Annotated in this window: 21 protein-coding genes; 12 read left to right on the forward strand and 9 right to left on the reverse strand. The window is 27.4% G+C overall.

Annotated elements, in window-relative coordinates:
* Positions 1 to 151 precede the first annotated feature (151 nt).
* The gene (locus NPA11_RS00530) at positions 152 to 1132 is read right to left on the reverse strand and encodes a lipoate--protein ligase (protein ID WP_257043677.1); all 981 of its coding nucleotides are present in this window, start codon (positions 1130 to 1132) and stop codon (positions 152 to 154) included.
* A gap of 78 nt (positions 1133 to 1210) precedes the next feature.
* Here NPA11_RS00530 and dnaJ point away from each other — a divergent pair, with 78 nt between their 5' ends.
* From dnaJ to NPA11_RS00545, 3 genes are all read left to right on the forward strand, one after another.
* Positions 1211 to 2323, forward strand: a complete 1113-nt coding sequence (gene dnaJ / locus NPA11_RS00535; RefSeq protein WP_257043678.1) for a molecular chaperone DnaJ — start codon at positions 1211 to 1213, stop codon at positions 2321 to 2323.
* 60 nt (positions 2324 to 2383) lie between these two features.
* Positions 2384 to 3115: a triose-phosphate isomerase gene (gene tpiA, locus NPA11_RS00540; RefSeq protein ID WP_257043679.1), complete on the forward strand. Its 732-nt coding sequence runs from the start codon at positions 2384 to 2386 to the stop codon at positions 3113 to 3115.
* A 328-nt stretch (positions 3116 to 3443) separates the two neighbouring features.
* On the forward strand, positions 3444 to 3614 hold the full coding sequence (locus NPA11_RS00545; protein WP_257043681.1) for a hypothetical protein: 171 nt from the start codon (positions 3444 to 3446) through the stop codon (positions 3612 to 3614).
* 109 nt (positions 3615 to 3723) lie between these two features.
* Here NPA11_RS00545 and NPA11_RS00550 read toward each other — a convergent pair whose 3' ends face one another.
* From NPA11_RS00550 to NPA11_RS00585, 8 genes are all read right to left on the reverse strand, one after another.
* Positions 3724 to 4407: a GntR family transcriptional regulator gene (locus NPA11_RS00550; RefSeq protein WP_257043684.1), complete on the reverse strand. Its 684-nt coding sequence runs from the start codon at positions 4405 to 4407 to the stop codon at positions 3724 to 3726.
* A 72-nt stretch (positions 4408 to 4479) separates the two neighbouring features.
* The gene (locus NPA11_RS00555) at positions 4480 to 4680 is read right to left on the reverse strand and encodes a hypothetical protein (protein WP_257043685.1); all 201 of its coding nucleotides are present in this window, start codon (positions 4678 to 4680) and stop codon (positions 4480 to 4482) included.
* 534 nt (positions 4681 to 5214) lie between these two features.
* Complete coding sequence (locus tag NPA11_RS00560; RefSeq protein ID WP_257043687.1) at positions 5215 to 5988, reverse strand: hypothetical protein; 774 nt, start codon at positions 5986 to 5988, stop codon at positions 5215 to 5217.
* 327 nt (positions 5989 to 6315) lie between these two features.
* Positions 6316 to 6870, reverse strand: a complete 555-nt coding sequence (locus NPA11_RS00565; protein ID WP_257043689.1) for a hypothetical protein — start codon at positions 6868 to 6870, stop codon at positions 6316 to 6318.
* Between the two features lie 221 nt (positions 6871 to 7091).
* Positions 7092 to 7958 (reverse strand): ROK family protein, encoded by an 867-nt coding sequence (locus NPA11_RS00570; protein ID WP_257043691.1) that lies wholly within the window; start codon positions 7956 to 7958, stop codon positions 7092 to 7094.
* Between the two features lie 165 nt (positions 7959 to 8123).
* A complete protein-coding gene (locus NPA11_RS00575; protein ID WP_257043693.1) occupies positions 8124 to 8798 on the reverse strand; it encodes a hypothetical protein in 675 nt (224 codons plus the stop codon).
* Between the two features lie 101 nt (positions 8799 to 8899).
* Positions 8900 to 9484 carry a hypothetical protein gene (locus tag NPA11_RS00580; protein ID WP_257043694.1) on the reverse strand — a complete coding sequence of 195 codons (585 nt, stop codon included), beginning with the start codon at positions 9482 to 9484 and terminating at the stop codon, positions 8900 to 8902.
* Between the two features lie 154 nt (positions 9485 to 9638).
* Positions 9639 to 11039: a hypothetical protein gene (locus NPA11_RS00585; protein WP_257043695.1), complete on the reverse strand. Its 1401-nt coding sequence runs from the start codon at positions 11037 to 11039 to the stop codon at positions 9639 to 9641.
* Between the two features lie 223 nt (positions 11040 to 11262).
* Here NPA11_RS00585 and NPA11_RS00590 point away from each other — a divergent pair, with 223 nt between their 5' ends.
* The 9 genes from NPA11_RS00590 to NPA11_RS00630 all read left to right on the forward strand — a co-directional run bounded on the left by NPA11_RS00590 (position 11263) and on the right by NPA11_RS00630 (position 21925).
* Positions 11263 to 12219, forward strand: a complete 957-nt coding sequence (locus NPA11_RS00590; protein WP_257043696.1) for a phosphate acetyltransferase — start codon at positions 11263 to 11265, stop codon at positions 12217 to 12219.
* Between the two features lie 2 nt (positions 12220 to 12221).
* Complete coding sequence (locus NPA11_RS00595) at positions 12222 to 13409, forward strand: acetate/propionate family kinase (protein WP_257043697.1); 1188 nt, start codon at positions 12222 to 12224, stop codon at positions 13407 to 13409.
* Positions 13399 to 13836, forward strand: a complete 438-nt coding sequence (gene coaD, locus NPA11_RS00600) for a pantetheine-phosphate adenylyltransferase (RefSeq protein WP_257043698.1) — start codon at positions 13399 to 13401, stop codon at positions 13834 to 13836. Before NPA11_RS00595 ends, coaD begins: the two co-directional genes overlap by 11 nt.
* Positions 13829 to 14425 carry a ribosome biogenesis GTP-binding protein YihA/YsxC gene (yihA, locus tag NPA11_RS00605; protein ID WP_257043700.1) on the forward strand — a complete coding sequence of 199 codons (597 nt, stop codon included), beginning with the start codon at positions 13829 to 13831 and terminating at the stop codon, positions 14423 to 14425. The genes coaD and yihA overlap by 8 nt, the downstream gene beginning before the upstream one ends.
* Positions 14406 to 15527 (forward strand): MAG1430 family protein, encoded by a 1122-nt coding sequence (locus tag NPA11_RS00610; RefSeq protein WP_257043702.1) that lies wholly within the window; start codon positions 14406 to 14408, stop codon positions 15525 to 15527. The genes yihA and NPA11_RS00610 overlap by 20 nt, the downstream gene beginning before the upstream one ends.
* A 161-nt stretch (positions 15528 to 15688) precedes the next feature.
* Entirely contained in the window at positions 15689 to 17119 is a 1431-nt protein-coding gene (gene pyk, locus NPA11_RS00615) for a pyruvate kinase (protein WP_257043703.1), read from the forward strand.
* Positions 17120 to 17236: 117 nt separating this feature from the next.
* On the forward strand, positions 17237 to 18739 hold the full coding sequence (locus tag NPA11_RS00620; RefSeq protein WP_257043704.1) for a hypothetical protein: 1503 nt from the start codon (positions 17237 to 17239) through the stop codon (positions 18737 to 18739).
* A 180-nt stretch (positions 18740 to 18919) separates the two neighbouring features.
* Positions 18920 to 20299, forward strand: a complete 1380-nt coding sequence (locus NPA11_RS00625) for a hypothetical protein (protein ID WP_257043705.1) — start codon at positions 18920 to 18922, stop codon at positions 20297 to 20299.
* A gap of 723 nt (positions 20300 to 21022) precedes the next feature.
* Positions 21023 to 21925 (forward strand): PT domain-containing protein, encoded by a 903-nt coding sequence (locus NPA11_RS00630; RefSeq protein ID WP_257043706.1) that lies wholly within the window; start codon positions 21023 to 21025, stop codon positions 21923 to 21925.
* Positions 21926 to 22240: the final 315 nt, after the last annotated feature.

The raw sequence follows: 22240 nt of genomic DNA on the forward strand, positions 1-22240 counted from the left end.
TATTAAATTAGCAATTTATTATTTAAATTAAGCAACAAATATAATTTTGTATGATCAAGATGTTTTAAATTTAAAATATCCTTATTACTCAGAATTAAAAAACACAAAAGATGTTAAAAATTGTGTCTTTTGTGTTTTGTTCTAATAATAATTATTCAAAAATTAAGTCTAGAATTTCTTCTTTTTTAATTCCACCAAAATAAATATTTAAGTCAATTTTATCTAACACTTGTGCAAATTTTTCTCTTTTGAATTCAATTCCTTTGAACATGTGAATAACATCAGTCATTTCTTTTAAACTTAAGAAATCACCTTCGAATAAAATATCATCAATTTTATTTTCAGAAACATTTAATTTAACACTTAAAATTCCATTGTCAAATTTTTTAGCAGCTTCAGCGTGGAATTTTGGGTTTTTACCATAAATTCATTCTTCTGACGAACGAAGTTTTACTAGTTGATCAAGATCTTTTTGGTATTTATCAAAAGGAATCTCTTCAAGTTTAGCACCAAAATGTTCAACAAAGTATTTTACCAATCCATCAATAAATTGTTGGGCATTTATTGAATAATTTAACTCATGAGCAATGTTAGTCACTCTTTGACGAGCTGATTGAATTCCTTTAGATTCCATTTTAAGTTTAGAAGGATTTAATGCATTTGATAATTTAGTTAAATCAACATCAAATAATAAAGTCCCGTGAGATGAAATTCTATTTCCTTTGATAAATTGTGCATTTCCACTAATTTTAGCCCCATTACATAATAAGTCATTACGTCCTTTAAATTGAGCATCTAAACCAAGCGATCTTAAATATCCAATGATCGGGGTTAAGAAAAGCTCATAACCACTATTGTTTTCTTTATCAGTAATAAACGCAAAATTAACGTTTCCACGGTCGTGATAAACAGCCCCCCCTCCACTCATTCGGCGAGCTAATTCAATTTTATTTTCATTAATATAATCACGTTTAATTTCTTGGTGAGCGTTTTGATTTCTTCCGATAATTACAGCGTTTTCGTTTTGATATAACAATAAGATATCTTCGGTTTCTTGAGGATCGCTAACAATTAATTCTTCAAGAGGCAAATTTGCATATGCAGAGTAGTTTTTGCTTACATATATTTTCATGTCTTAATTATATTAAAAATTAAAACCAAATAAATAAATTTAGCAGTTTAGATAAAATTGTGCTAAAATTAAAACATTATGGCAGAAAAAAGAGATTATTATGAAGTTTTAGGAGTTTCAAAAGGAGCGAGTGCTCAGGAAATTAAAAGTGCTTATCGTAAATTAGCGATGAAGTATCACCCAGATAAATCTAAAGAAGCTGATTCAGAAAAGAAAATGCAAGAAATTAACGAAGCTTATGAAGTACTTTCAAATGAACAAAAAAGAAAAAACTATGATCAATTTGGCCACGCTGGGGCTAATGCTCAAGGATTTGGTGGCGGTCAAGGGTTTTCTGATTTTGAATCATTTGGGGGATTTGGAGATTTTTTTCAAGATCTTTTTGGTTCATTTTCAGGTTCGTCGCGAAGAAACTCAAATATACCACGCAAAGGTGAAGACAAGTCAGCGTTATTTGAAATTTCGTTTTTAGATTCATATAATGGATATTCAGGAACCAGAAAATTCACAAAACATGAACTTTGTTTATTCTGTAATGGAAGCGGAGCTGATTCAAATGAAGGAGTTAAAACATGTCCTACTTGTGGTGGTCAAGGGCATGTTCAAAAACGAATCAACAGTATTTTCGGAGCACAAATAGTATCAAGTGAATGTCGTGCTTGTTCAGGAACAGGGAAAATAATTGTAAAACCTTGTTCACAATGTAAAGGGCACAAGTATATTAAAACTCAAAAAGAAATCAAAATTAATATTCCAGCCGGAGTTAACAATGGAGTGCTATTTAAATGTGCTGGATTTGGTCATCCAGGATACAATGGTGGTCCATCAGGAGATTTATATTTAAAAATTCACGTTAATCCACATAAATATTTCTTAAGATCAGGAGATGATCTGATTTTGGATTTTCCCGTTTCTTTTGCAGATATTTTACAAGAAAAAATTGTTGAAGTACCTACTCCAAATGGAGTACAAAAAATTCAATTGAAAAAATCATATCTTGAACCTAAAACAATTTCAATTCAAGGTCTAGGATTTAAACACGGAAACAGAACAGGAAGCATGAAATTGAACTTGAAAATAGTAATTCCGGATTATTCTTCAAGACAAAGAAAAGAAATTAATAAGATTTTAGAAAATATTGAAGATACAGTAAATAAAGATTTTGTCAAAATGGTTAGAAAAGCAAGTTAAAAGAACATAAAAATGTTCTTTTTTAATATAATTAAATGGAATTTCATTAAGGAGAATTAAATGAAAAAAACAGTTATTATCGGTAATTGAAAAATGAATAAAACTGCAACTCAAACTCAAGAATTTTTAAATCAATTATCAATTCATTTAAAAGAAAACGAAAACAAAATTTTAAGTAATTTAGATTATGCTATTGCTGCACCTTTTACCAATTTATCAGTTTTTAGCGGGAATAAAACAAATTTAAAAATAGCAGCTCAAGATGTATCAGAACATATAAGTGGTGCTTTTACAGGTGAAATTTCAGCTGATATGCTTAAAGATTTAAATGTTTCTTATGTAGTTATTGGACATTCAGAGAGAAGAATGTATCATAAAGAAAGTGATCAACTTGTTAACGCAAAAGCTAAGATTGCATTAGAAAAAGGTATTATTCCTGTTATTTGTGTTGGAGAAACTTTAGAACAATATGAACAGGGTATCACTAAGGATATTATCAAAAATCAAATTCAAAACTCACTTGCAGACTTAGATTTATCAAAAATTATTGTAGCATATGAACCAATTTGAGCCATTGGAACTGGGAAAGTTGCAACTCCACAAGTTGCTCAAGAAGTTTGTGAGTTTATTCGTTTAATCACTAGCCCAGATTTAATTATTCAATATGGCGGAAGTGTATCACCAAGTAATATCCAAGATCTTCATTCGCAAAAGGATATTAATGGATTTTTAGTTGGTGGAGCTTCACTTGAAGCAAGCAGTTTTGTTAAGTTATTAACCTTAGGTAAATAAATATATAGACTTTGAAAAGTGGTTTACAATAAATCACTTTTTATTTCTTTAAAATTTCAAAAAATAACTGAAAAATTTTTCTAAAAATATTTTTAAGTTATATAATAATTGTGATGTAAAAATAAAGGCAATTTTAATCAAAAATATCAAAAAATGCCATTTTTTATATCAAATTCTAAAGAATTGGTTAAAATTGAAAAAAATTAACCACTCCAAAAATCATCAAATTTAGAGTTAATTTTTTTAGTTTAATAACTAATTCTAAAAATAGGTATTTTTTTAGTGTAAATTTATCTATTCTACTTACAATCAAACAAGGAGGATTAAAATGTCACACTGCGGATGCAAAGAAAAAGAACAAAAAGAAATGATGAAAGAAAAAGAATCTTGTCCAAAAATGGGTCAATGCTCAAAAGAAATGTCATGTGATAAAGGAACTTGCCCTAAAAAAGACATGGAAAAAGAATCATCATGTTCAACCGGTACATGCTCAAAATAAATTAAAAAATAGCAAATGAATGCTATTTAATTAACTTTAGTTTACAACAACAGGCTATAAAGCCTGTTTTTTTAATATTATCAAATTATAGTATTTTTATAAGGAATTCTTACGAAATTTTGTTTACAGCTCCAAATTCTTGGTGGAAAAATTGAAAGTGATCTGGGTGAACATATAAAGTACCAGCAATAGAAATAGATTCAGTATCATATCCGTAAAAATTAATTGCAACTAATTTCTCAAAACCAAATTTATTAACATTTTGATATTCTAAGAAATAAATAATATTATTAAGCATTTTATTATTTAATAAAATGTCAGTAATTGATTCGTTTAAGTTGATTTCAGGGACAATTTTAAACAAATCACTTGAAACATATGTAATTCCCTCAGCGATTTTAATCCCATCTTTAAAATACTCTTTTTCAAAAACACGATAACCATTGAGAAATATAATATTTTTAGTTTCAAATCATTTTGGCGATTCTGCTTTACTTGTAATTTCAACGCCTATTTGCTGATCACACTTAAGCATGTATGAAAGTGGCTTAATTAAATTATGAAAGTTTTCAGCAACGAAATGACCACGTTTATTAATTGAATAAACAGCCCCTAAGGCCGCTAATTTATTATAAGCACTCACCACCACACCACGTGAACATTCAAAGCGATTCATTAGTGCGTGTTCAGACGGCATAACTTTGTTAACTGGAATCTTTTTACTTTTAATTAATTCAAGCAAATAATCAATAATTTCCTGTGTTTTACTAATATCGTTTTTTGCGTATTTCATTTTTTAATTATATTAAAAAATACTCATTTATAGCAAAAATGTGGATAAAAGAAAAACAAGAAAAATCTTGTTTTAACTCTTATAGTATTTTTCCAATTCTAAAAAATACTTAATATTTTCTTTATATTCAGGATTATAAAATTCTTCATTTTGATAATTAGAATACACAAGCATTAAATAATGAACAGCCCGAGCTTTTTCTCTATCACCATTAAATTGACCTGATAATATATCACGGTTAAGAAGGATACTTTGCTTATTGTTATTAAACAAAGTTTTGGTTTTATCGTGAGCATAGTAGGTATATGTTTCAAAATCTGTATGAATATCTTAAAGACGATAATTTATTATTTCTTCACCTTCTCAAATACTTGTTCTATGTGATACGTTTATTTCTTGCAAATTCATTTTAGGTCAAATAATTTAGCTTCTGTATTAACTATAAGCTGTTGAGCTAAGTTTTTCACCTGTTTTATTTGTGTATTTCTTGAGATAATAAGACAAATTCAACGAGAAAATCAAATCACTCAAATATCAAAACCAATTCAGTTTATAGGTTGTATATAAAGGCATTCAATCATAAATAAAACAAGCAATTATAAAAGCCAAAACAAAGAAAAATCAAATCAACAACTGAAGATTTAAATATAAAATAGTTTTATTTCTTTTTTTAATTAATAATTCGATATTATCAAGTGGTTGAGTGAATAGCGAATTAACAGGAATGTTCTGCTTAATACTAAAATCAATTTTTTCAAAGCTATTTTGAGCATATCACTATCTAACTTTCTTAGTCAAGTAAAAAAGTTAATAATTATATACAGAAGGAAAATAAGAAAATTTAAAAATCCTGAAAAAATAAGTAAATAATCTTGAATTACCATAATTTTGCATCATATCTTTATGATCAAAGACAAAATACGGAGCTTTAAAATTATCAAGATCATAAATATACAGATACATAATTGATTTTGCCTGTTTTCCTAAATGCTCTCTGATAGTATATTCATTCAATATCATGGTTTTGACTTTTTTAGTAAAAATTTGCTTAGTTATAATGATAAAAGGAAGCCCTGTAAAATCATCTTTAGGGAATTTTTGTCTTGCTTCTGCTTTAATTTTTTTAAGGCTCAAATTACTTGCTGTTGATATATTTTTTTCTATTTGTTTACTTTTGAAAATAAATATTATTAAAAAAGGGATTCATCATAAATTAAGCATTGGTAAAAATATAGGAATTAAAAGACTGAGAAAAGCTTCTATACTAGGATAATCTATTTTTATTACAGTTAAGAGACAAATAGATAAAATAAAAATACACAATTGGAATGTTAATTCAAAATATACAATCCTTTTATTCCTTTTTATTTTCTTTATAAAATACAAAATACTTTGTGTAAATTTTTCATCTAATGTTCATTTATTAGCATTAATTTTTAATTTAAGAATTAAAAGATCAATTAAATTGATTAAAAATTTTAATCTAAGAAACAAAGGAAATACTAATTGAAAAGAATAATACATCAAAGAAGCAAAAACAATGGAAATAATATAAATTAAAATTCACTCGGTAGAAAACATATATCAACTTTTTTACCCTAAATTATCTAATTTGGTATCATTTTTAATTGTTCGGATATAAAATCCTTTTTTCTATCATAAACTTTTTGGAGATTTCAAGCTCTTAATTCTGAATCTGTATATTCAATTATTTTATTTAATTTTTTGTTAAAATTTTTTCAAGCCGGCTTATTTTATTTATTGAGCCAATATATCCAAATAATAAGTTTTTCATCTTATTAATATTCCTTTCTTTTTATATTTTTAATTGTATTTTATACAAATCAAAAAGACGAAGATTTTTCGTCTTTTTGATTTAATAATTAATTTATTTTAGAGTCAAAAATATTAATTTTCTTGCCCTAATAATCTGTTCATTTGTTCATAAATATATTCACGCTGCTCAGGTTGTAATTCTAATATATTTAAGTTTTGTTCAGCTCCAGCCACTACAAAATACAACATTTGCAAAGCTTTATCTGGAAAATTTTGAATTATTTCAATAATATCTATTTCAATATCATTCATTTTTATTATTTTAATTTTGTTAAAAGTTTTCTCTTTTTGTTTATGTTCATAGAAAGGAATTAACTTGCTATTATCAAATTTAATATTTTTAATCATTTGCTCAAATAATTCAATCTTGCTCTTAGAAGTATAATCTTTGAATGCAGAAAAATAAAAGAAAGGTAAAGTTGCAGCACCTCCAAAAAGGAAGTAGAATCCACTAGTCTTAACTCTTATATTCTCCAGAGTAAATGGAAATTTCAAGGCCAGAAAGATGGTTATAGACGAAATAAACTGTAAACACACCAAAGCTGTATTGATTATTATAAATCAAACAACTCTTTTATTAATTATATGGATATTATTTTTTACATCTTGATAAGCAATTAAAAACACTTGATTTAGAGATATATCTCCATTTTTAGCATTAAAATTATTAAATCTATTTGAAACCAATTCAAAGATTTTTTTGTGTATTACATTTTTTCTGCTTTTTTTAATTCAAAAAGAAAAATTAACAAATATAAGAATTAATAAGAAAAGACTAATTCCAAAACTAATATACGATCAAATAAACTGAGCATCTGTTATAGGTTCAAAATCTTCTAATACCATAATTAAATTAGCTCATTTAAACCAAACAGAGCTAAATCCTCCCCTAATTGATCAATTTTATAGTCTAACACTTGTGCTTGAGATGCTCACATTAATTGTTTTGCATTGGCAAATGCTTGTTCTATAATAAATGGAGCATTGACGCTGATTGGTCCAGAAAACACAATTAAATTTGGATTGATAAATGCTACACTGGTGGCAATAACTTTGGTTAATGTAAATATTGCATTATCAATAATTTCTTGGGCATAAGTTAAGCCATTGTGATAATCTTGCAAAATTTCTTTAGCACTAGTTTGATAACCTTTTTGTTGAGCTTGCAAAGCCCAGCCACTTCCTGATAAATAGATTTCACTTGCATATGGAGATAAATGAAAAGCAGGTTGAGCTTGCGGTCCTAAAGGTAGTTTAGCGAGTTCTTGAGCTTGAAAATTATATCCAGAAACAATTTTATGATCAATAACTAAACCACCACCAAAACCTGTACTTAGCGTAAAAAACTGAGTATAAGTTCCAACTTTGTTATATCGATAATGAGCTCCAAGACCAGCAGCATTAGCATCGTTTTGAAAAACAATCTTTTCAAGCGATAAATTATTGAGCATATGTTGCTTGACATTCAGATTTGCTCAATTTGGTAAATTTGGAGTTTCTAAAATAATTCCGTTTTGATAATCTGCTGGACCAGGCAAACACAAAGCTAAAGCTTGGATTTTGAATTTTTGAGCAAGAGCAATAATCCTGTTTAATGTCTCAAAAGCATTCTCTGGATTAGTTGCAAATTTATCTTTAAAAATGATTTGATTATTTTCAATTATAGCGAATCTTGTGTTTGTTCCACCAATATCAACCACTGCTTTTTCAAACATATTTCTCCTTAAAATCTAATGAATACCAAATTGTTCTATAAAAATTTCATCTTATTTTATAAATATTAAACCAAGAGATATAAACAGACAAAAATCACAAAATCATGAAATATAACGATTATATTTACTTAGGGCACTTACTTTAATATATATTTTAATTATCTTTTATTTTTGATAATATTTTTCAAGATCTAAAAAATACTTAATATTTTCTTTATATTCAGGGTTGTAAAATTTTTGATTTTTGTCATTAGAATATACAATCAATAAATAATGAACCGCTCTTGCTTTAAGTTTATTACCATTAAATAAACTTGATAAAATGTCTCGATTTAATCAAAAACTTCATCTGGCTTTTAATGTTTTTGAAAAATAAATGTAAGATAATTCTATGTTTTGATCAATTCCTGAGGAATAATAATTTCTGCCTTGACAATTTTTAAATATATCATTGTGATTAAAAACTGTAAAGTTTGTTAATTCTGATTCAATGGCAAATAATTTTGAATCATTATCAATTATCAATGAATTAGCCAATTTTTTAATTTTAATTAATTTCACATTTCTAAAATATATATAAATAACCACAAACGAAACAGAAACAATTCAAGCAGATCAAAAAACCCACCCTGTTACCTTATTTTCGTATTCAAGAAGATTATAAAAATCAGTAATTAATAAAAACAAAAAAAGAAATCCAATCCAAAAAACAGAGGGTAAACTACACATGATTATCTTTTTATTTCCTTTTTGAATTAAAGAGTCAACATCCTTAATTGCTTGATAAAACAACTTATGCACCCTTAAATTGTTTTTTAAAATAAATTTTATTTTCTGCATAACAATATTTATGACGTCATTTTCTGCTCTTCTGACTCAAAAACCTTTAAATAAATATAAAGAAATCAAAAGAAAAACAAAATTAGAAACACACAAAAAAATTATCATTTTGCCTCGTAATATTTCTGGATCATTTTTTGATTATCAAACACAAAATATGGTGCTTTAAAATTATCAAGATCATAAATATAAAGATACATAATCGATTTGGATTGTTTTCCCAAAACCGATTTAATAACTCCCTCATCAATAATTATTGTTTTATTTTTTCTATTAAAGACGGTTTCAGTTGACAAAACAAAAACATTATTTCTAATTATAGGTTTAAAATTTTTTTGTCTGCGTTCTGATTTTTCAAAACTAAAATCAGAAATAACATATCTTTTCACATATTTTTTAAATTGTTCTACCTTACCAATGAATATCATTAAAAAGACAATTCATCAACCAGTAAGTACTATAAAATTCAAAGGTACAAAAATATGAACCATTAATATGAATTCAAAATCGAGTATACTTCCGATAATCCAAAAAGCAAAAGAGCCCACAAAAACAAAAATATGAAAAAACAATTCAAAAAGTGCTAATTTCTTATTATAGTTATTTTTGGCTATAAGGTCTAAAACACCATTTTTAAAATTTTCATCTGAAATTCATTTGTTAGAATTTAATTTTATTTTTTGCATTGTTATATCAGAAATATTAATCAGAAAAGTCCATCTGGGTAGATAGATATGAATTAAATAAAAGTAGTATGCAACTAAATATATATTGGGAAGTATAATAGCTAGACAAGTATAAACAATTGTTGATGAACTTACGTAATTGAACATTTTAGATTTATCCTAAATTATCTGCTTTTATTTTATTTCTGATTTTTCTAATATAATCCCCTCTTTTACGGTCGTGAACTCTTTGAAGACCTCAATCCCTTAATTGCCTATCGTTATACGCAAGCATTTGAGAAATGGTTTTTTCTTCTCCTGTTTCAAGGTTTTTGAAAACTAAATTTTTTCCACCTCTTCCACCTTTTCAGTAATAATTTGTTTGTGGAGTTTCGTGTATAACAACTCATTTATATTCTTTTAAATGTTCTAATCTACTTCTTATACCATCTAAATTACTTTTTATTTCTTGTTCTTCTTTATTTATTTCTTTGATTTTATCATTAATATTATGTAATTCAATGGCACTTAAGGCTATTTCAGCTATATCATTTGAAACGGAAAAGAGTGCAAAACCTTTTGAAAAAGCACTTGCCTCACGATAACCCAATTTGTTAAAAAATTTTTTATCACTGGCTAGAGTTTTGGCAATACCAAAAACGCCATTTTTAATTGATATTGTATTTCATAAATAATTGTGAATATTTTTTAAAGCATCTCCTACATTTTCAGAATTAGTGGTTAAAGATCTATAAAAATTCACTTTTTCTTCAGCGGCTGAAATGTTTTTACTAATTGTCGAAATTTGAATACTGAGTGCAATAGAAGTAGCTGCAGTTGCAAACGAAGCAAAACTTAAAAGAGGAACTACAAAAGAGAAAATTGTGCAAAAAACCGAAGCAATTCCTACACCAATACTAGCGGCAACTAAACGATATTTTTGATCGAGTCAATATTTTAAATTATTCTCTAATTCGTTTTTTAGTTTAATAGCACTAGCGGCACTCTTTTTTAAATTGCTGTATTCAACCGAAAAGTTTTTGGAGTTTTCGATCCCAGGAATAATATTAACTGCATATTTTTTTTGCTCGTTTAAGGTAACTCTTTTAAGTACTTTATCAATTTTTTTACCTTCGAATTGTTTATAAAAAACAGCTTTTTTTGCATCATCAGCTATTTTTTTTAATTCTTTTCTTAGTTTTTCGAGTTGTTCATTTGTAATATCTGTAAATATTCTGCTTCCATACTCTTCGTCATTTATAATTCCTTCGTCCAATAATTTATCAAAAAATACTTTCTTAAATTCACGTACATCACTTTTTGTTAATATTTCATTAAAATTAATAGATAAGAGTTTTTTGTTTGTTATTATTTTCGCGATTCTTTCTATCGCTTGATTGTGTGTTAACAGCAAATCTTTTGCAAATTTAAATGCAAATTTTTTATGAGCATCTTGCTCTTTAAATTTATCAGGTAGTTTAGTTCAAATTCTATGATCAATATTGGTAGAAAGAATAGAAGAAATCTGAGCAACATTTGAAATAGGCTCCCCGATTTTGAAATAAATGTTTTTCATTTTGCACTCCTTATATAATTTTTTGATTTTACTTAATAAATATTCTAATTTAAATATTTAGAAATTGATTTTTATTTTAATCTCTTAACTTGGTAATCAAGAGTTAATTTTTATGATTTGAAGTTATTTTAAACACTCCCTAAACAACTTTATAACGTTTTTTAACGTATATTTCAAGAAAAATATAAAATAAATAGTATATATATTTAACAAAGGAGTAATTGTGAATTTTGAATTAGCATTACAACAAAAAACTCAAAATTTAAGTAGTGTAAAAACCATTGTTTTAATTGATGGAGATGACCCAAGAATGGTTAGTGCTGCACGTGAATTACAAAAATTTTCAAACATTAAAACCATTTTATTAGTTGAAAACAATCAACATAAAGTTGATGGGCTTGAATTTATTAATATTTTCCAAGACCAAGAAAAATTAGAATTATTAACTAATAAATATCTTGAATTAAGAAAAGGAAAAGAAACCCTTGAGCAAGCTCAAAAAGCTTTAGAAACTCGTCCTTTTTATGCAATGATGCTCTTAGCATTAGATGAGGCCCATGGAGTTGTAGGTGGATTAAAATATGCTACCGCAGATATTTTAAGAGCCGCATTTAAAGCGATTGGTCCAAAACTAGGAACTAAAACCATTTCATCAGCTATGATTATGCACAAAGATGAAAGTAATTTTATTTTCTCAGACATTTCAGTTAACGTTAAACCAAACGCTGAACAATTAGCTGAAATTGGATTAAATGCTCAAGAGTTTGCTCAACAAATGGGATTTGATTCTAAAGTTGCTTTTCTGTCATTTTCAACCAGTTTTTCAGCTAAAACACCTGAATCAGAATTAGTGAAAGAAGCGACTGATTTATTTAATCAAAAATCAAACAATCAGGCAATTGGAGAAATTCAACTTGATGCAGCGATTGATTTAGAAATTAGAAAAAGTAAATATAAAGATGCAAGTTATTCAGAAAAAGCTAATGTTTTAATCTTTCCAGATTTAAATGCCGGAAATATTGGATACAAACTAGTGCAAAGATTTGCTGGTTATGGAGCCATTGGACCAGTTGTAGTTGGAACTAAAAAACCAGTTAATGATTTATCAAGAGGTTCAACTGTAAGTGATGTCGTTAATACCGTACTTATCACCGCATTGCAAAGTGAAGGGAACAAATAAACATGAACAAAATTTTAGTTATTAATGCCGGAAGTAGTTCGATAAAAATGAGTCTGTTTGAAAAAGACACATTAAATGTTATTGCCACAGGTTTAGCTGAAAGAATTACTTTGCCACAAGGTAACATTACTATTAAAACTGACCAAAAACACGAAAAAGAAGTTTCAATGCCTAACCATGAAGTGGCTGTTGAAGAAGTATATAAATTAATGCATGAAATTAATTTAATTAAAGATAAAAACGAAATTGAATACATTGGATTTAGAGTGGTACAGGGTGGAGAATTCTTTAGCAAATCATCAAAAATTGATGATAAGGCAATTGAAATTATCGACCATTGCTCAATGTATGCGCCTCTTCACAATCCTGGAGCTGTTCAAGCAATGAATGGATTTAAAAAAGTGTTTCCTAATGCCAAATTAAGCGCTAATTTTGACACAGCTTTCCATACCACTATTGATAAAGTTAATTCAACTTATCCAATTCCTAAAACTTTAACCGAACAATACAAAATTAAACGTTATGGAGCTCACGGAATTAGCCATCGCTTTATTACCTTAAAATTACAAGAGATTTTAAATAAAGATAAGGTTACTTTTATTAACTTGCACATTGGAAACGGAGCTTCACTTTGTGCTGTGAAAGATTCGCAATCATTTGACACAAGTATGGGATTAACCCCGCTAGCTGGAATTATGATGGGAACTCGTTCAGGTGATATTGATCCATCAATTCACGAATTTGTGATGAAACAAAACAAAATGAGTATTTCAGAATTTACTAATATGCTCAACAAAGAGAGTGGATTATTAGGAGTATCTGGAATTTCTTCGGATATGCGTGATGTGACTGAAAAAGCATCTCAAGGAAACCAAGATGCACAATTTGCCATTGATTTATACACTCAAAAAATTGCTGATTATACCTCAATATACTTTAACAAATTAGGCGGAAAAATTGATGCACTTGTTTTTACAGCTGGAATAGGTGAAAACTCAGCATTGATTAGAGAAAAAGTGTTAAGTAAATTACACTTTAGAAATATTTCTTTAGACAAGGAAATTAATCAAGGGAAAATTGGTGAATATCAATTAATTACTACACCACAAAGTGAAGTTCCTGTTTATGTAATTCGTACAAACGAAGAGCTTTTAATTGCTCAAGATGCATTAAAACTATATGAAAACTAGAATTGCCATTTATCCTGGCTCGTTTGACCCGATTCATACCGGACATATTCAAATTTTAAAAAAAGCTCTTTTATTATTTGATAAAGTCTATGTGATTGTTAGCGTTAATCCAGATAAAAGCAATCAAAGCGATATTAATCAAAGATTTGAGCACACTAAACAAAAAATAGCTAAATTTAAAAACGTTGAAGTACTAGTTAATGCCAATCAATTAACTGCTATTTTTGCTAAAAAACTCAAAGCTAAATTTATCATTCGCAGTGCCCGCAATATTAAAGATTTTAATTATGAAATTGAATTAGCAGCTGGGAATAAATTTTTAAATAATGAATTAGAAACAGTTTTAATTATTCCTAATTATAAAAGCGTTAAATATTCATCCACATTAATCAGACATAGAGAGAGAATGAACAAAGAACATGTTTAAATTTATTAAATCTTCATCTAATCAAACAAATTGGTATGAACATGCAAATGGTGAAGTAGCATTTTGAGGTCGTTCAAACGTCGGTAAAAGTAGTTTAATTAATGCCTTAACTAATAATTCTAAATTAGCTAAAGTTTCAAAAACCCCCGGTCGTACTCAATTAATTAATTTTTTCGAAAACGAACACGGAGCTGTTTTTGTTGATTTACCTGGATATGGATATGCCAAAATTTCACATCAACAAAAAGAGCAAATGATGTTGATGATTGAGCAATATTTAATAAATCGTAAAAACTTGCAAAATTTATTCTTGCTCATTGATGCCCGTCATGGATTAACTAAAATTGATTTGCAAATAATTAATTTTTTAAACATTCATAAAATTAATTTTACAATTGTATATACCAAAGTAGACAAGCTGAAACAATCAGAAAAAAGTAAACTAATTAAAAATAACAAAGAATGAACTAAAACTTATCAATTTGAAAATACATATTTTGTCTCAAGTCAAACCAAATTCGCAATTGCTGATTTAATTAATTTTATCAACAGTATTTTAGGAGCAGAAAATGAAAAAAACATCTGATAAAATCAAATTTTGATTGCTCGGTTCCACCACAGCTGGTTTATTAATCACTACTATTGCTGTTTCGGCTGTTATTACTCAAAGATCAAGCAATGTTAACAAAGATCATATTTTGGATGATTTTGTATTTAAATCTTCAAATGCAGTTAAGGAGCAATTTGCTTCACATTATGCAACTCAAAATCAAACTGGTGATGTTCAAATTTCCAAAAAATACTGAGCAGAACAATTGTTTTTTGACACGATCCCTAATCAAAATGATATTGACAAAAGAGATTTTAATTTAATTGATAAAAAATCAACCTTACTTAATGCTTTTAGAGATAAGTATGTAATTAGTTTTGAATCTTATGCTAATGATGTTGAAGGTGAATTATATTTAAAAGTTACTTTAGCTGATTTTATTTCTAAAATTGGAACTAGACAAAACACAGAAAAAATCTTTACTTTAAAAGGATTTAAAAAAGCTACTTTTGATAATCAAAAAAACTTTTTATACACTAATTCTGCACAAATTAATATGGATGGATTATTAAGTTTTAATTCTTTCTCACAAATTAGTGATCAATATAAAAAAGATAATGAGCAAGACAAAAGTAATTTAATTAAGTCAATTATTAATTATGATCTGCCAATTTCAACATCAATTGATTATTCAAAAAGCCAAATTGAATTTAAAGATGATCAAATTAAAATCAAACCATATTTAGTGGCAAAAGTTAATTTTGCTTCTGCTGATAAATTGAATAATACCACCACTTTATCATCATCAAGTGAACAAATTTTCGGTATCGAAAAAACTTTAAATTTTAAAAATTATTTTGATTTTAAAAGTGCTTGAGGATCAAAAATAACCCTTAGTGGGACAAGTCAAAAATTATCTGAACTAACAATTGATCAGATCAAAAGATCTTTTGATCTGAAAACACTAAGTTTTAGAGATATTAAACTAGACAATGTTCCTAGCACATACACATACAAAATTTCTCAAGATATTGTTGAAAAAGATAATCAATATATTTTTAAATATTTCATCAATTCTTCAAATCAAGAATTAGCTTATGTAGGTGAGTTGAAAATTAATAAAAACGAATTTAAAAATTAGTGCTTTTTTGGCACTATTTTTTAACGCAAGAGTCAAGTAAAAAATATGGAAACTTTACCATTTTTTAAGGCTAAAATTAAATTTTTTAAATTGGCCCAAAAATTCAATTGATAAATTGGTAAAATTTAAAATGTTAAATATACGTAAATAATGGAGTAAAAATGAATGTAAAAAAACGAACAAAATTAGTTGCCACAATTGGTCCTTCAAGCGATAATTATGAGATTTTGCGCTCTTTAATCGAGAATGGAGTGACCTGTGTAAGAGCTAATTTTTCACACGGTAGCCATGAAGAACAATTTAATAAATTTGAACTCACCAAAAAAGTATCACAAGATTTAAAAGTTCCTTTATCACTTATGCTTGATACTAAAGGTCCTGAAATTAGATTAGGAAAAATGAAAGATGGAGCCCAGTTAATTCAAGCAGACTCAATAGTTACTATTTATACCACTCAAGATAAATATGAACATTTTGAAGGAACTCAAACTGAGATTACTGTTGCTTATGACATGTCTAAGGACTTAAAACATGGAAATCAAGTTTTACTTGATGATGGGAAATTATCCACTGTAGTTGTTGAGGTTGGACAAGGATTTGTTAAAGTTAGAGCCGAAAATAATCATGTCCTTAAAACTAATAAACGTATCAATCTTCCAGGAGTAGAATTTAGCTTACCATTCCTTGCTCAAAAAGATATTGATGATGTTATCTTTGGAATTAAAAACGGAATTAATTATGTGGCCGCTTCATTTGTTAATTCAGCAAAAAACGTGCTTGAACTTAGAAAAGTTCTTGACGATAATAACGGGAAACACATTCAAATTATTTCTAAAATTGAATCATATCTTGGAGTAAAAAATATTGATGAAATTATTAAATACTCAGATGGAATCATGGTTGCACGTGGTGATTTAGGGCTTGAAATTCCTTATTACGATGTTCCTTATTATCAAAAAAGAATCATTCGAAAATGTCGTGAAACTGGTAAACCAGTAATTGTAGCAACTCAAATGCTTGATTCAATGGAAAAAATTCCACACCCAACTCGTGCTGAAGTTACTGATGTTTACTATGCTGTGGAACTTGGGGCTGATTCAACCATGCTTTCAGGGGAAAGTGCCAATGGTTCATTCCCGCTTGAAGCTGTTAAAACCATGACAGCAATTAGTAAAAAAGCTGAAAACGAATTTTACTCAAGACAATATTATGACAAGCAACTTGATATGAACCTTAAAAATTCAGATGCTAATGACGTAAGAACCCTGATTGCTTACTCAATAGCTAATCGTACTAAAAGTGGTGATTATAAGTTTGTAATAGTTCTTTCAAAAACCGGAACTTTAATTAAACAAGTTGCTAAATTTAGACCAAATTCAACTGTTGTGGGAATTGTTGATGATGAATTATTAATCAATGGATTTGGTATATATTCTGGCGTTTACGTATCATTAGAATCAAAGAGATTATTCAACGAAGTTAGAGCCGATCATAAAAATGGTCAAATGGCACTATTACCTTTTAGCGTGAAAAAAGGTGATAAATACCTTGTGGTTGAAAATACCAAAATCACTGAACACGTTTACGATTAATGATTTTAAAATTATCTAGATAGAATTAATAATTCTATCTATTTTTTATGAAAAATTTGTGGAAATGTGGAAATTTATCCACATATATTTGAGCGAATAGTTATATAATTTAAAATTATGAGAAGAAATAAATTATTAAAAAGTCTTTTTGTACTTGGGACCCCTGTTGCGTTAATGCTTGCTTCAGTTTCATGTTCTAATTCAACAACTAGTACACCAGCGCCAAAACCACCAGCAGATAAAAAACCAGGACAAGAACAACCAAAAGAACCTATTAAAACTACCACAGATCCAAAACCAAGTACTCCTGAAAAAGAAAAACCTATAACCCCACCATCGACTAACCCCACTAAAGAAAAACCTACTACACCTTCAGCTTCAAAAGATTCTGAGAAAAAACCAGAAAAACCTACTTCAGAACCTTCAAAACCAGCAGATTCTAAAAAAGATGACACTACCACCAATCCTGCCCCAATTGACCCAACTCCTACACCAGTAACACCACCTGCAAACACTCCAAGCACAGGCAAAGATGAAACTCAAGCAAAATCAACTGTACATCCTTTATCTGAAAAGTTTGAAAAAGAACTTTCAGAAGTAACACTTTACAAAAAAGTTTCAACTGATGAAGACTTTAATAGATATTTTACAAATATTAAAAAACCTATTGAAAATTCACATTTTACTAGCAACTACACAGAATCAGATTTCCTTGCTGACGTTTGAATTTTACAAAATGCATTTTCGCAAGTAAGGGATTTAGTTAAAGTTCTAAAAGAAAATAATGATGCTAATTTAGAAAAATACATCAATAGAGAAAAAACAAGATTTAACACAATTTTCAAAGAAGTAGATAGAGCAGGTAAAAAGGTTGTTAGACTTGATGTTAGCTGATTAAATTCTATTGCCAAAACAGTAACTGATAAATTAACTAACTCTATTCCTGGATTTATACATGCTATAGGAATAGGTTTTATTCCGAGTGATTTAAATAAAAAACAAAATGCTACTAATTCTCCAAAGTCTTCAACAAGTTCAGGAGAAAACGCTGTACGACAATGATTAAGTAAGCTTGATCAAAAAAGTAAGGCTTCTAGACCCGAAACATTATTAGACACTATTAGTAAAGAAATTCCTAATCTAAGTCTTTATGACAAAATGAAAGATACAGAAAGTTTTAAAAAATATTTTGAAAACCTTAAAAAGCCGTTACCAAATAAAAACTTAAATAATTCATATACTAGAGAAGAATTAAATGCAGATATTTACATTTTAGAAGATGCTTATTCTCAAGTAAAAGAATTAATTAATGTTGTACAAGAAGATGATGATAAAAAACTACTTGAATTTATAAACAAAAACTTAGCTACACAAAATTCAATTTTTATTAAAGAAAACAATGATGTAAAACTTAATGTTAAAAGATTGAATGATCTTTATAAGACAATAACTTCAAAATTAAATAACTCACTTTCTATTATTCACTTTCCAGGATTTGGTTTTTATGAAGAAGATAAAAATTCTCAATCTAATAATATCGATGAAAGTAAATATAAACAAAAACTTCAAGAGAAACTTCAAAAAATAGCTGACGAAGCAAAAAAAACTACAAAAAAATAGAAAGCAATGCAAACAGGACCTAATTGGGCCTGTTTTTTAAATATACAAACAGAATTTACTAAATCTCATTAGTATAAAAAATATACAGATTTAAACTATCATAAAATCATTTACATGATTAGTTAAATGCGGATAAGAAAAAATATAACTTTTTAATATAAAGTTATATAATCTTGACTTATGAAAAGAAATAGAAAAATCAAGATTTTATTGATGTTAGGTGTCCCTACAAGTTTTGTGATTGGCGCTGTATCATGTTCAAAAACACCAGACAAAACACCAGACAAAACACCAGACAAAACACCAGAACCAGAAGGAAGTGAAAAAACTCCTAAAACCCCTATTTCTGAAACGCAAGAATCAACTAAAAAACCAACGGAAAATACATCGGGTTCATCATCTAATTCGCTAAATGATTCAAAAGACGCCCACAAAACTCCATCTACAAATACTCCAACTAAAGGTAAAGAAGATGCTCAAACAACAATTACTTTACAACCTTTAACTAAAAAATTCAAAGAAGATCTTGCTAAATTAACTCTTTATAGCAAAGTTTCAACACAAGATGATTTTGATAGATACTTTACAAATGTTAGAAAACCATTAGATAATACAAATATAAAAGTTAATGGTGATTACACTTGAAATGATTTCCTTGCTGACGTTTGAATTGTACAAAATGAATATTCACAAGTTTTAAATTTAGCTAAAAAAGTTAATGAAAATAATGATCAAGAATTAGAAAAATACCTTCAAAGTCAGAAAAATATATTAAATACAATTTTTAAAGAAACAAATATTGGGCACAAAAAAATGGTGGAACTTGATGTAGATTGATTGAATGATAATACCAAAAAATTAACTGATAAATTAAATAATTCAATTCCTGATTTTGTTATCCTTCCAGGAATAGGATACCAAGCAGGTTCACAAAGTAGTTTTAAAACAAATGATGGATATGCTAGTTCTTTTAGTTTAGAAAAATATCTTAAAAGAATTGAACAAGACCTAAACGCAACAAGACCTAGAACCTTAGCCGAAAAACTTAATAAAGAGATTCTATCGTTAAGTCTCTACGATAGAGCAACAGATTCTAAACATCCAAACAGTCTAGATGAGTTTTTTGAAAACATTAAAAAACCTTTACCAAATAGTAATTTAGATAGCAAATATACCAAAGAAGATTTACGAGTAGATATTTACATTTTACAAAATGCTTATTCTCAAGTTAAAGAGTTGATTAAAATATTAGAAACAAAAGACAATAAGAAATTACTTAAATTTGTTGATGAAGAAACAAGAAAAACTAATGCAATTTTAAAAAAAGAAAACAATGAGGTTATACTTGAAGTAAAAAGATTAAACGATCTTTATACAACAATACAAGAAAAATTAAGAAATTCGGTTCCAATTACTAGTTTCTTCCCTGGTTTCGGTGGATTTGCACCGGTTTCAAACACAGCCTCTTTAAATATTGATCCACAAAAATATCAAGAAAAACTTAATACTAAATTATCTCAAATAGATAAAGAAAATCACATAGAAAACAAAAATAAATAACAAAATATAATAAAATGCATCCTAAAAAGTTAGATAACAGACTAACTTAAGGGTGCATTTTAAAATTAAGTAGCGACACAATAATAAAGTTATGTATTAGAATTTTATTGAGAAAGTTTAGCCGTACTTGATTTCTCGAGAAACTTATAATATAAATAACATAAAACAGAATCTATTTAAAATAGGGAATGTTTTTTTAAATTTTTGAATATTTATTAATTAATCTAAAGCTTATCGGGCGAGCTTTTCATTTTTCATATAGACTGACATTATTCATTTATCATAAAAAATGATAAACTTTATTCTCTGAGATTTTCTCTGTTTTCAAAGAAAAATTTAGTAATAATTTCTTATATTTTTAATTTTTGTGTTGTGTTGATTTAATTAATTCTAAATTAGTTAAATGTGAATTTTTTATAACCCACTTCTTTTTTATTTTTATATTGTTATTTTCAATTTTAATTATTTGATTCACAGAGACTTTATTTTAAACAATTTTTTGTTTTTAATCTCCCATTACTCTTACTTTTTGGGTGATTTGCCTTTTTGCTATAAATAATTTCAGGTTAAATAAATATTAAAAATATTTATTTAACCTTAGCAATATAAAAATTTATTCACATTGAAAAATTAATTAAATAGATAGAGGAAAAATATAACTTTTTAATATAAAGTTATATAATCTTGGCTTATGAAAAAATAGAAAAATGAAAGATTTTATTTATGTTAGGTGTCCCTGCAAGTTTTGTGATTGGTGCTGTATCTTGTTCAAAACCAACAGAAAAACCAACAGAAAAACCAACAGAAAAACCAACAGAAAAACCAACAGAAAAACCAACAGAAAAACCAACAGAAAAACCAACAGAAAAACCAACAGAAAAACCAACAGAAAAACCAACAGAAAAACCAACAGAAAAACCAACAGAAAAACCAACAGAAAAACCAACAGAAGGTAGTGTAAATAATACTTCTAGCCCTTCTATACAAAGTTCAAATCAATCTTCAAATGAAAAATCAAAAACCAATTTAAAAGACAACACTCAAAATTCACTCTCAAGCACTTCGACTACAGGAGAAAACAACGCTCAAAAAACTGCTATTTCAAATTCTTTATTTGAAAAATTAGAAAAAGAAGTTGCTAATTTAAGTCTTTATAATAGAATAAAAGATACAACACATCCACTTAAAGAATACTTCACAAACATTAAACAACCTTTACCAAATGCAAATCTAACTACTTCATACACTAGAGAAGATTTATTTGTTGACATTTGAGTTTTACAAAATGCTTATTCTCAAGTAGAAGAATTAGTAAAAATTTTAAAAGATAAAGATAATAATAAATTAACCACCTTTAATAATCGTCAAGAAACAAAACTTAATGCAATTCTAAAAAAAGATGGAAATGATTTTAAACTTGATACAGAGAGATTAAATACACTATACAATACCATTAAACAAAAATTAAATAATTCGGCCCCTTTACATAATTTCTTCCCTGGATTTGGAAGTTTACCAGAACCAAATGCAGAAATGTATAAAATTGAACCAGGTAAATTCTTAGACAAACTAGATGCTAAATTAGCCGAATTAGAAAAAACCAACAAAGACGCAACTAAAAAATAAACTATTGTATTTTCGAAATAAAAGTTTAAAATTATTGATTATAAAAAACTAAAGAATAGCAAAAATGATAAGCAATCAATAAGTATGACAACAAATTTAAATTATAGAATCGCTTATCATTTTTTTATTTTTTTGTCTATATATTTCAATAATTAAAAATATTCAAAATTAACAATTTTCTTAAAATTATAGTTTCTAAAATAACCTTATAAATCGTAAAATTGGTGAAAATATATACCGCATTTAAAAGATCAGAAAATTTTTATCTACATTTTCAGCATATAAAATGTTTTTTACGTGAGTAAATTACAAACA

It is taken from the genome of Mycoplasma sp. 1578d (assembly GCF_024582695.1).
Classification (GTDB): Bacteria; Bacillota_I; Bacilli_A; order Mycoplasmatales; family Metamycoplasmataceae; genus Mycoplasmopsis.